Here is a 12,955-nt window from a genome sequence, read left to right on the forward strand (position 1 = left end):
TTAAAAAGAGATTTTTACTCCGAGTTTCACACTAAGTAATTGTGGATAAAAGCCTTTACTGAAGTCTTTTCGTTCGGGATCTCCCTCAATAAGATTGGTGAAAGTTAATAGGTTGTTTCCCGTCATGTATACATTGATCAGGGAAATACCAGATGATTTTGCCCAACCAGGTGCAAAACTGTAACTCATATATATTTCTTTCAGTTTTAGATAATCTGCTTTCCTCCAAAACCGCCCTTCAATATATGTGCTGTAACCGGTCGCTTCAACGGCAGGCAACCATGCCAGATTCCGTATATAACCCGTACCCGGAAAATGCAGTGTGGAATGGTTGGCATTTGGATTAGTTGGTGTCCAATAATCCAGTTGAGAGGCATGTACCTGATAGTTTCCTTTGGTAAATTCAGCCTCGAAATTCTGGTTATATTGTACATATTTTCCAACATTCCCCTGAAATAAGAAATTAAAATCAAAGTTTTTATAGTTAAAACCAGCGGAGAAAGAATAGGTCACTGGCGGATAAAGAGAACCTTTGATTGGATAGGCATCCAGATTGGATACAGTTCCGTCTGCGTTGTAATCTATAAAAGCATAGTCTCCTATATTGAGCCCTGATGCAGCCAATGGAGAAGGCAGGATATGTATATCATCTACGGATGTAAAATACCCGCTACCAGCCAATTGAACCCCGCTTGTCTGTGCTCCCAAAGGCTTTCCCGCTTCTTTCTGATAATCGGGTGCGTAAGGAGGATCATCCTTAAATTGAATTCTGTTTTCATTTACTCCTACCATTCCCTTAGCAAAATAGTAGAAACCTTGAGGATTCGTGTTTTTATATTCTAATTCCACTTCAAAGCCATGTTTTTTCAATTCTCCCAAATTCAGATCTTTGAACTGGATACCTAATAGCATGGAAGTACTTTGAGGAGTCAGCAGCATATTAGTACGGTGTTCCTTGAATAAGTCGACCGCGAGATGAACTTTGTTGCTGAAAAATCCCATATCAATACCTAGATCCTGCTTTCTAGCTTCCTCCCATTGAGCTCGCGTATTGGCTGCTTTATCTTCCCGTATATAGTTTGCTGTGTCTTCAAAATAATCACTGATATACAACCATCTGCTGGATGCTTTGTCACTACCGACCAGTCCGTCGGAATAACGTATTTTCAATTTACCGAACCAGGGTAACGCTTTTTTGAAAAATTCCTCTTCGGAAACCACCCAACCGATTGCACCTGACGGGAAAAATCCAAAACGGTTACTGGGAGCAAACCGTTCCGAACCGGTATAACCGACATTTACTTCCGCTAAATATTTATTACTATAATCATAGGTTATACGTCCAACTACGCCCTGATTGTAATAAGGAAATTCTGTGCCCTGATTTTTTTGTTGGAAATTAATTAAAGCTAATGCGGAAACGGTATGATCACCAAAAGACCGGGCATAATTAGTGGAGAATTCGTAATATAAATCACTATAGTAACCATCCTGTAATGTACCTATACCAATTGCTATGGGTGGCATTTTATATACCTCATCCGTTTGTCCTTTTCTGAACCAAGGATTTTCTCCTCTTGCCGCTTTGTCATAATCAAACTGATATTCCGGATAATTATTACTTGTAGCTGCTGTTAAAGAAATATTCCGGTAATAGGTGCTTAAAGAGACCTTTCCTTGAAAGGATAATCCTTTTAACAGAAAATCAAGCTTCTGATTAAATACTACATCCGTAAATAACTTTGTCTCCAGATAACGATTAAACGCCCTTTGATTAAATGCCGAGTAAGGATTGTCCAAATATTCTCCAATGGCTTCCGTGTAACGGATTCCTGAATCGTTCGGATAATCAGGATCCGGATATTCTTCCAATACCCATGCCGGGAAATAAGCGGGAAAACGTGCTGGAGATGTACTGTACAAAGTCCACCATATATTGCCAATCGTTGGCTGATTTTTAATTCCAACCTCTCCCCCTATATTAAAGGATAAAGTAGTAGATTTTGATAGGTTAAAATCAAGGTTTGTACGGTAATTAAAACGGTTATTTGAAAAACGGGAATCTATAGGACTTTCTTTTTTTCCTTCAAAAAAAGAACCTTGCCCCGTATAACCCAATGAAGCAAAATATTTTACGAAACTTGTTCCTCCCGTGATATTAATATTTGCTGTAGTAGTCGGAGAATATGGCTTGGTAACAAGATCAAACCAGTTTACATTGGGATAACGCAAAGCATTTAATCTGGATGAGGGGTTACGATATTCTTCAATTACATATTGTGGAATGAGTTCTGTGAACTGTTGTTCATTCATCCTAGCTACATTTAACAGGTTCATCGTAGTGTATGAATCAATATGATCCGGTATACGAGTTGCTTTTTCCATACCTACGGAAGTGGAAATATTTAATTTAGGTTTTCCTTCTCTTCCTCGCTTGGTAGTCACGATTACTACTCCGTCAGCGCCTCTTGCACCGAATACGGCTGTGGCCGAAGCATCTTTTAACACGGAAAAGGATTCGATTTCATTGGGATCCAGATCTCTGAAATCTCTTTCTACACCATCTACAAGAGCTAAAGGAGAGGAACCGTTCCAACTGGAAAGACCACGAATGATAATTTCCGCGTCATCATTTCCCGGTTCACCGGATTGCTGCATAGTCAATACCCCTGATAACTTTCCGGCGATGGCATTTGTAACATTGGTTGTTCCGGATTGCATTAGAGCTTTATTGTCAATCTGGGACACAGCTCCTACGAGTGTTTCTTTTTTCTGTGTTCCGTATCCGACCACTACTACCTCTTCTATTTCCTGACTACTTTCTTTTAATCGGATAGTAATGTTGCGTTGTCTACCTACGGTTACCTCCTGTGGAGTAAACCCAATAAACGAAAAGAGAAGAATCGTTGTCTCATTGGGAATCGTTATTGTAAATTTTCCATCAATATCACTCGTCACACCAGAGGAAGTGTCTTTTATTCTGATGTTTACGCCCGGTAATGTTTCTCCATTGCTATCCAAAACAGTACCGGTAACAGTGATTCCGATCTGTTCTATTGTAGGATTTGTATGGTCCGGGTTTCCCTTTTTGCTGATTATTATTTGTCGGTCAGAAATCTTATAGATATTGCTGGTATTCTTAAATAGTTGTGACAATATCTGATCTATGGCTTTATCATTTACTTTAATGGATACTTTTCGTTCCATATCTATATCTGCTTTTTTATAAAAGAAAATAAACTCGCTTTTTTTCTCTATTTCAGAAAAGACTTCTTTTAAGGTCACATTCCGTACATCCAGCGAGATCATTTTATCTTGGGAATCGGTGCTTGTTGCATTACATAGATTTATAGTGAAAAATAGTAAGAAATACATCAAGCACATTATCCTAATGTATTTGAAATAAATAGTGTTTTTTATCATACATAGTAATAATAAGTGGGTTATTCTTAATAATATAATTCCTTAATGCGATGGTTAACAGCTTAAATTTTATCCTGTTTTATTAGCTTCTTCCTTGTTTTTTTTCATACTATTAGATTTAATAAGTTAACAATATCTTATATATATCACTCTCTATTGTTTTATCCCGGAAATCATAATTTTCCCATTTTCTTCCACATATGATATGGGTAAAGTGAAAGAAATGTTATTAAATATATCTGACAGATTATCTTTTAAATCGAGTTTCCCGGAAAATACCACTTTGCTAATAGGGAGATCACAGGTGATTTCTACCCCATAATATCTTGCTAAGCGTTGAAGGATGCTTCCTAGATTCTCATTCTCACAATAGTATATACCATCAATCCATGATGTGTATTTTTTTGTATCCACATTTTCTATATGATTTTGTTCTTTCCCAGAGATATACATTTGGTTAGGATGCAAACGGGTGGTTTTTTCATCCTTTTTAGAATTGATTTGTACAGAACCGGAAACTAATACTATTTTTTTCTCATCATCTGCGTTGTATGCAGTGACATTAAATTTGGTACCTAATACCCGTACGTCTAAGTCTTTTGTTTTGACAACAAACGGCCGCTTTGCGTCAGTTGTTACTTCGATATAAATTTCTCCGTCTACAAATATCTCCCTCACATCATTGGCAAATGATACAGGATAGATCAGGCGAGTATCAGCATTCACCCATACTTTCGTACCATCAGATAAATTCAATATACTTCTTTTACCTAACGGGACGATCAATTGATTGAACCCTGAAGTTTCATTTTGAGTAATTGTTTTTTTATCTACAGAAATACTGGTGGTGTCATAAGTGATGACGGTTTCCTCCTGATCTAATCGGATCGTTTGTTTGTCGGAAAGTATCAATTGGATATCTTCAGCTTTATTTTCCGATTTAGTTATATCCGCAAAGGCCATAATATCAGGTTTCGGACTGATGATTTCCTTATTTTCTACTCCCGTAAATCTAAAGATAATTAATAAAGCAATACTTGCAGCGACACCGATACTCCAATAAAATAAATTCTGGTTGTGTTTTCTGCGATATTTTTTTTTATGAATGCCCTGTTTTATCTTGTTGATTTCATAGGATGATAAATTGTAATGATATGTATTGATTGATTCTATAAAATCTTTTGCAGCATCAAAATTCTTTAGATTTTTATTCTCTTTTTGGAACTGATCCCAATACTCTGAAGTTTCTGGTGTCGTATTTTTCATTGAAGATATGAAAAAATCATCTTGAAGGAAATCTTCAAAAGAGAACTCGGAATAGTTTTTATGTGAAACTTTGCACTTCATTTTTTTTCTTATTGCAGAATGGACAATTATATTCCGGATTTATACTCACTTTTCTGAGGGAAAATGCTTCTTTATTTTTTTTATGGCTCGTTGCAGGGTATTTTGTACTGATTGATAATTAACTCCCAAATGAAGGCTTATCTCTTCCAGGCTCATATCTTCCACATAACGATAACAGACAACCTTTTTCTGTTATGCCGTTAAAAGATTCATCATTTTTTCTATTTTATCCTGTTTTTGCAGTTCCTCTTCTTCAAACACGATATGCTTTTCAATCGTATTCTCATCAACAGGTAAAATATCTTGAATGCTAATAATTCTTGAGTACATTCTTTCTCTGTTCAGAATATTAATGAGCCGGTTTTTTAATGTTATACGCAAGTATACATTTACATTAGATACATGATGTAAATGTTCCCTTGCATCATACATTTTGACAAAAGTATCTTGGATACAATCTTTGAGTAATTCTCTGTCGGAAATAAATTGTAATCCGTAACTAAAAAGAACCTGAACATATCGGTTATATAACAGGTTAAAAGACTCGTCATCTCCGGCAAGAAATTTCTTCCACGCCCTATCAAGTTCTAAATCAGACGGCCTTTCCTCTTTCATACTTTAATATCATTATTGTAATAAATTACTTATTATATAGCATCAATTTACCAACACATATGGCTTTTCAAACCAAACTCCAAAATATCTGAACTTTTTCAGGATTTCTAATGAATGATGCGTTAAAAAGTTTTTCTATAAAGAGGATATTACTTTGCTATTCTAAGGGTTTGACAGGGTCATGATTGTATGTGTTTTTCATTGAAGATATGAAAAAATCATTTTGAAGGAAATCTTCAAAAGAAAACTTGGAATAGTTTTTATGTGAAACTTCACACTTCATTTTTTTACTTATTGCAGAATGGACAATTATATTCCGGATTTATACTCACTTTTTTGAAGGAAAATACTTTTTATTTTTTATGGCTCGTTACAGAGTGTTTTATACTGATTCATTACTGTCCAATGAAAAATTCTTATGCATGATTTAAATTATTAAATATTAATGCGATATACGGGTTTTATTTTTTCACGATTTGATTTCGTCCTTTTGCAGACCATATTGCAAAAGACAATCATCATGAATCAAGGCTGACATGATGAGAATGGTTATCTATGAAGACTATGTGACAAATTTCTTTGGACAGTAGTGTCAATAATTATCAAAAATATAATTGGATAGCAACCTTGTAAAATCTTCCAAGCACCAATCGGAATCTTGGCTCCTGAATATATGTCTTTTAGTAAGGGGAAAGGAAAGTCGCAACAAAATTACTCCCGACGATGCTGCTTTTCAAAATCTTTGGGGGTCATCCCGAACTGTTTCTGAAATAACTTAATGAAGTAGGAGGGAGAATTGATACCAACCATATAGCATACTTCTCCTGTCCGGAATCCGTCCTTCTGTATAATTTCCGCTGCTTTTTTTAAACGGATAAGGCGGATAAAATCATTGGGCGGCAGTTCCAGTAATCCTTTGATTTTACGATGGAGGCTTGAGCGGCTCATGCCAATGAGATCCGCGAGTTTCTCTACATTAAAAGAAGCATCGGAGATATTTTCCTGGATAAGCTGGATGACCTGATTCATGAATTTTTCATCGGACGTATTCATGACCATATGTTGTACCGGGATAAAAGGCTTTTGCAGATAAGCCTCCCTTTCCCTCTTCCTGTTATTCAATAAACTTGTTAATTGAGTAATGAGGTAATTCGAAGAAAAAGGCTTTTCAATATATACTTCTGCTCCCATTTCCAATCCCTTGATTTTACTAGCCAAATCGTTCTTAGCGGTAAGGAGGACGATGGGAATATGGCTGTATTCGATGTTCATTTTTAGTTGCCGGCACAATTCAAAGCCATCCATATCGGGCATCATTACATCGCTGACAATAATATCGATGCTTTTCTCCGCCAGAATTTTTAAAGCTTCTTTCCCGGACGTTGTCTTTTCTATCCTAAAGAATTTCTGTAATCGGTCGGTGATGAACGATAACATTTCGGGGTTATCCTCTACTACCAATACGGTCTCATGAATCTCTCTCCCTCTCTTATGCACAGGTATTTCATAGTTATCGGCGGATTCTTCTTCTGCGGTCGTATCCATTATTTCGTTTTGAGTCAGTGGTAACTCCAGTATGAAATTATTCATTCCGGATGTGGTGTCCACATGAATCGTTCCTTTATGGAGCTCAACGAGGGAGCGGACCAGCGACAGTCCTATGCCGGAACTGGAAGCCCTGCTTTTGTCTTTCTTCAATTGATAGAAGGGCGTGAAGATTTTCTCATGATATTCCTCCGGAATCAGTTCTCCGTCGTTTTGAATGCTGATAACAAGACGGTCGTTTTTTGTTTCCATGAATACTTCAATCTTTTGATTAGCATATTTCAGAGCATTGGAGAAGAGATTGTTCAATATCTTAATGAATTCATTTTTATCTATTGGAGCTATTACCGGTACTTCAGGCAGGGAGAGCTTAAAGCTTTTCACCTCCCTGTGGATAAGAGGTTCAAACTGCATCGAAATATCCTGTAGGATCTCTGTCACATTGGTCATTGCGATCGTTAAGGAGAGTTTATTGCTGTCGATCTTTCGGAAATCAAGTAGCTGATTGATCAGGGAAAGAAGGCGGTTTGTATTTTTGCTCATGATATGTAGATTCTTAAGGATCTGAGGATCCTTAATATCCATTTCTTTGATCGATTCCAACGGGCCATTAATCAGGGTCAGTGGGGTGCGTACTTCATGTGCAATATCTGTAAAGAACTCCACTTTAGCACTATAGAGCTCCTTCTCTTTCTCGATCTCAAAGAGCCGTTGTTTTGCAATGTTTCTTCTTTCATTCTTACGCTTATACCAGCGAATCCAATAATATATAAACCCTATTACTAACAATACATAAAGGATGTAAGCTATTTTGGATTGCCACCAGGGAGGAAGAATTTTAATATTGATATAAGCTCCCTGTTTATTCCACAGTCCGTCATTATTCGAGCCGATAACCCGAAAGGTATATTCTCCGGGAGGTAGCTTGGCATAGGATGCACTTTGATTGTGGCTTGTATAGGTCCATTCCTTGTCAATCCCTTCCATTTTATACGCATATCTGTTCGCTAAGGGAGCTGTATAACTAAGGGCGACAAAGTCGAAGCCAATGTTTGATTGATCGTATTTCAATACGATCTCGTGGGTATAGAGAATGCTTTTTTTCAATGGAGAATCTTTGGAATTACGGTCTATCTCTTTATTGAATAGGGTCAATTTCGTGATAAAGACAGGAGGGACAAAGGTGTTTTCTTTAAATTTATACGGATCAAAAGCAATGAGCCCGTTCAAACTGCCAAAGTAGAATTTACCGGAATGGGAGGCTAAGGCCGCTTTATAATTGAACTGATCGCCCGGCAGACCGTCTTTTTTGGTGAAAACACGGATTTCTTTTGTAGCAGGATCGAATTTGACCAATCCTTTGTTGGTGCCGAACCATAGATTTTGTTGTTTGTCTTCCAGAATTTTATAGGCGACATCGTCCGGTAAGCCTTCATTTATGGAAAATGTGGTGAAATTATTATCCTTCTTATTATACCGACAGATACCTCCGCGGTCTGTCGAAAACCAGATGTCTCCGTTTCTTGTTTCTGTAATATTGCTGACTGAATTAGAACTGAGAGACGTTTCATTGCCGATTTCGTTGGTAAAATGGAGGGTGTTGTCTGTTTCAGGATGATACTTAAACACTCCGTTTCCCATCGTAGCTACCCATATATTACCCGCTGAATCTTCCACGATATCATAAATAAAACTAAGCCCGAAAGCATCCATCCGGGTAAATTTCTTCTCATTCGGTGCCTTGGTGAAAATGCTCCACCCATTTCCCAGCCATATTTTACCCTTCCGGTCTTTACACAATGCATAAATGCTTGCTTCATCTAAGCCAAGGATTTCCGCCGTGTAATGTGTCGTTTGATAGGAAGGTAGTTTAATAATATCCAAGCCATTCTTGAAAAAGCCGGCCCACACTTCATTCTCATCCAAGAGTAATTCCAATATAATATTACTGCCCAGGTTAGTTCCGGTTCGGGAACCGATTTTGCTGAACCTATTGGTTCTCGGATCATAGAGCGTAATCCCTGCGTCATCGGTACCAATCCATATCTTATTGTCTTTGTCTTCTTTCAGGGTTCGTACTCGGCGGCTATTAATCGAATTAGAGTGGCTTAAAGGAACATATTGCTCAAAAACCTTACTCCGGTCAGGCAGATGGTTGACTCCGCCTAAGTTTGTTCCGATCCATATGCCGTTTTCTCTATCCTTATATATTTTTTCAACGATATTATTGGACAAGGCATATTCGGACAACGGATCTTCTTCTATATGCACCACCTCTTCATTCAACTCGTCAATAACATAAATCCCGGCTTGTGTTCCCACCCATATTTTGTTGCCATAGGCTACCACATCGCGGATGATTTTGTAGTGCACTTCCGGCGCCTGAACATCTGTCAAGGTATTCTTTTGTTTGTTTAATTTCCGGAGTTTCCCTTCATGAATTCCTATAATTAAATCTTCTCCGTAATTACAAAGTGTATAAATATTCTCTCCTGCCAGCGATTCTCCATTGGCATTTCCCAGATACTGAATGAAAGAATCTGTTTTTTTATCATACAGATGTACCCCTCCGCCATTTGTTCCTACCCATACTTTTCCATCAGGTCCAACGCAGATGGACTGGGCATTCCCCTGATTGGGCAAAAGGGATTTTCCTAAATGATAACAATAGAGTTGTTTCTCTTCTTGATTATATCTGAATAACCCTTGATTAGGGATCACAGTCCATATATTATGATCTGCATCGGACTGTATGTCTGCTACCCAATCTTCCATTTGGATACCTTCCGAAGTGCTATTATTGAAAAAAGAAAAAATTTCGGTGAAGGGATTATATAGAAAGATTCCCTTATCTGTTCCTATCCATAAATTTCTCTCTCCGTCTTCTAATAAGGCGCCGATGTTATTGTTTCTTTTTTTTAGAATCGTGTCATTGCAATCGAATACTTTGATAGATTTTCCGTCATACCGGTTCAGTCGGTTACGTGTGCCTAACCAAATAAATCCCCAACTGTCTTGTGTGATTGCTTTAACGTTATTTTGTGACAAACCGTTGTCTCCCTCTATTTTTGTGAAGTAATAGTGGTTGGAATAGCTTTCTCCGAAAAGCGAAGAGAAAAAGCATAAGAGAAGGATAACAAACAGGTAGTTTTTTCGGATGGGCATACAATACATATTGAGTTTTCACTTGTGAATCCATGCAAATATATAGATTTAATAATAGATGCATGTTATCTGTATATAAATAACCTGTGCTAAATGTACACAAAATTCATGTAAAATTCATTTTAGATTTCGGCGGACGGAATAGATTATCCCGCCTTTCTCTTCCTGCAAGTGTTTGTGAATCTGATCTAATTGCTAAATAATAGACTGTTGATGTCTGCCATAAACAGATAAAGGAGAAGATATCCTACTGCCTTTTCCGCAAATCGGTCAAAAAATAGAACAAATGTCTTATCCGTTCCCATGAAATGAAGAGGTGCGACAGGCTTTTTATTTATTGACAGAATTGTTTTTCTTCTATTCGGTATTAACCCTTTAGTTTGTAGCGTTGATTTTGAAGATTTAATATTGGCGCAGTTAATCAAGTATTCATGAAAAGCATTATTAAATGGTTCTTTATATATGTAGTTCTACCCTGTGCATTCTTTTCGTGTAAATCGGAAGAGAAAGTAAATTTATCATTGTGGTATGAACAGCCGGCCGATGAATGGATGGAATCCGTTCCGTTAGGAAACGGTCGCCTGGGAGCAATGGTCTATGGAGGAATTTCGACTGAAACAGTTGCCTTGAATGAGGTAACGATGTGGTCGGGACAACCGGACTCTGCTCAGGAGCGCTCTTGCGGCAAGGAAAAACTGGCTGAGATCCGCCAATTGTTTTTCGAAGGTAAATTAGAAGAGGGGAATAAAATGGCGACGGAGTATTTATCCGGCCGGCCGCATTCATTCGGCTCTCATCTGCCGGTTGGTGATTTACGCTTTACCTTTCATCAGGATTCTTCCGAGGTGACGGATTACCATCGAACGTTGGATTTGGAAAGAGCGGTGGCGAATGTCTCTTTCCGGATAGATAATGTGACTTATCGGCGTGAATATCTGTGTTCGAATCCGGATAATGTATTGGTTATGAAGTTTACCGCGGATAAAAAGGGAGCACTCAGTTTTGATATGGGGTTGGATTTATTGTTGGACTCAGAAATAGAGCTATCGGGAGATGCCATGGAATTCTCCGGGCAAGCCTCTTTTCCCCGGCAAGGTCCCGGTGGCGTACATTTTGCAGGAAAAGTAAAGTTGTCGGTGAACGGTGGTGAGATACAACAAGCAGGAAGACAACTAAAGATAAGCAATGCCAATGAAGTGATGGTCTTTGTGGATGTTCGGACTGATTTTAAGAGCCCGGATTATATTGCATTATGTTCGCAAACAATCGATAAAGCATATTTGAAACCTTATGGCCGGATTAAAAATGACCATATAAATGATTATTCAAAACTATTTAACCGTGTTTCGCTGTCTTTAGGAGAAAGAGAGGGTACGGATCATTTGCCGACAGACGTCCGTTGGGCCCGCAAACGTAAGGAGGGGGAAGACCCCGGATTAGATGCGCTTTTTTTTCAATACGGACGTTATTTATTGATTGCTTCTTCCCGGGAAAATTCTCCTTTGCCGGCTAATCTTCAAGGTATTTGGAATGATAACCTGGCTAATAATATGGGTTGGACCTGCGATTATCATTTGGATATCAACACGGAACAGAATTATTGGGCTTCGAATGTGACCAACCTGCATGAATGCAATATTCCATTGTTTAATTATATCGAATCCTTATCGGAATACGGTGAAGAAACAGCAAAAAAAGTATACGGTAGTCCCGGATGGGTGGCACATACGGTTGCAAATGTATGGGGATATACAGCTCCCGGGCAGAGCGTTAATTGGGGATTGTTTCCGACAGCTGCCGCCTGGATGGCTTCGCATTTATGGACACATTATATGTATACGCAGGATAATGATTTTCTCAGAAAAGAAGCTTATCCGATCCTGAAGAAGACAGCAGACTTTTTATTGGACTATATGGTTGTACATCCGGAAAACGGATATTTAATGACCGGCCCAAGTACTTCACCGGAAAATTCATTCTTGTATAATGGCGCGGAATTGTCGTTGTCTATGATGCCGACCTGCGACCGGGTTTTGGCCTATGAGACTTTCGCTTCTTGTATCGAAGCCTCCAAACGATTAGATGTTGATGTGGAATACCGTAAATTATTGGAAGAAGCATTGGCTAAATTGCCTCCGATACAGATAGGAAAAGCCGGTACCATACAGGAATGGTTTACCGATTTTGACCTGGCACATCCGAATCACCGTCATTCTTCCCATCTATTGGCTTTATATCCTTTTAATCAAATTTCATTGGCCAAGACTCCCGGGTTGGCGAAAGCCGCCGGACAATCCATCTACAATCAGTTGCACTCCGAAGGATGGGAAGATGTCGAATGGAGCCGTGCCAATATGATTAATTTCTATGCCCGGTTAAAGAAACCGGAAGAGGCCTATAAGAGTTTGTCTATTTTATTGCAAGACTTTACCCGTGAAAACTTATTGACTATCTCTCCTGAAGGAATAGCCGGTGCACCCTATGATCTTTTTATTTTCGATGGTAATGAAGCCGGCATCTCCGGGATGGCTGAAATGCTTATTCAAAGTCAGGAAGGCTATATCGAATGTCTGCCGGCTCTGCCTTTGCAATGGAGTACAGGATCTTTTAAAGGGCTTTGTGTCAGAGGGGGCGGAGTCGTTGATTTAAAGTGGAGTGATTCTTCTATTCAGCAACTGCGCTTATTTGCAACGTTCGGAAACACTTTTACTCTTAAACTTCCAGAGAACAGCCGAAATTATGTATTTAGAAAGAATGGAGAGAAAATTGAACCGGAGATCAATAAGGGTAATTTCTTAACCATAGCGTTGCAAAAGGAAGATGTTCTCGAACTAAAAACTAAATAAATAGATTATATCCG

Annotated in this window: 5 protein-coding genes and 1 pseudogene; 1 reads left to right on the forward strand and 5 read right to left on the reverse strand. The window is 38.4% G+C overall.

The features are described 5' to 3' along the window. The 5 genes and pseudogenes from BQ8014_RS06035 to BQ8014_RS06055 all read right to left on the reverse strand — a co-directional run bounded on the left by BQ8014_RS06035 (window position 1) and on the right by BQ8014_RS06055 (window position 10,095). A complete protein-coding gene (locus BQ8014_RS06035; RefSeq protein WP_369808782.1) occupies window positions 1-3,423 on the reverse strand; it encodes a TonB-dependent receptor in 3,423 nt (1,140 codons plus the stop codon). 153 nt (window positions 3,424-3,576) lie between these two features. Continuing rightward, window positions 3,577-4,689 carry a FecR family protein gene (locus BQ8014_RS06040; protein ID WP_160150039.1) on the reverse strand — a complete coding sequence of 371 codons (1,113 nt, stop codon included), beginning with the start codon at window positions 4,687-4,689 and terminating at the stop codon, window positions 3,577-3,579. A gap of 126 nt (window positions 4,690-4,815) precedes the next feature. After that, window positions 4,816-4,950: pseudogene (locus BQ8014_RS20005) on the reverse strand (RNA polymerase sigma factor); the annotation flags it as partial. A 12-nt stretch (window positions 4,951-4,962) separates the two neighbouring features. Continuing rightward, window positions 4,963-5,385, reverse strand: a complete 423-nt coding sequence (locus BQ8014_RS06050; RefSeq protein ID WP_080903586.1) for an RNA polymerase sigma factor — start codon at window positions 5,383-5,385, stop codon at window positions 4,963-4,965. Between the two features lie 711 nt (window positions 5,386-6,096). Further along, entirely contained in the window at window positions 6,097-10,095 is a 3,999-nt protein-coding gene (locus BQ8014_RS06055; RefSeq protein WP_080903587.1) for a hybrid sensor histidine kinase/response regulator transcription factor, read from the reverse strand. 431 nt (window positions 10,096-10,526) lie between these two features. Between BQ8014_RS06055 and BQ8014_RS06065 the strand changes: the two genes are divergently transcribed. Then, the gene (locus tag BQ8014_RS06065) at window positions 10,527-12,941 is read left to right on the forward strand and encodes a glycoside hydrolase family 95 protein (RefSeq protein ID WP_080903589.1); all 2,415 of its coding nucleotides are present in this window, start codon (window positions 10,527-10,529) and stop codon (window positions 12,939-12,941) included. The last annotated feature ends 14 nt before the right edge of the window (window positions 12,942-12,955 follow it).

It is taken from the genome of Parabacteroides sp. Marseille-P3160 (assembly GCF_900162725.1).
Lineage (GTDB): Bacteria > Bacteroidota > Bacteroidia > Bacteroidales > Tannerellaceae > Marseille-P3160.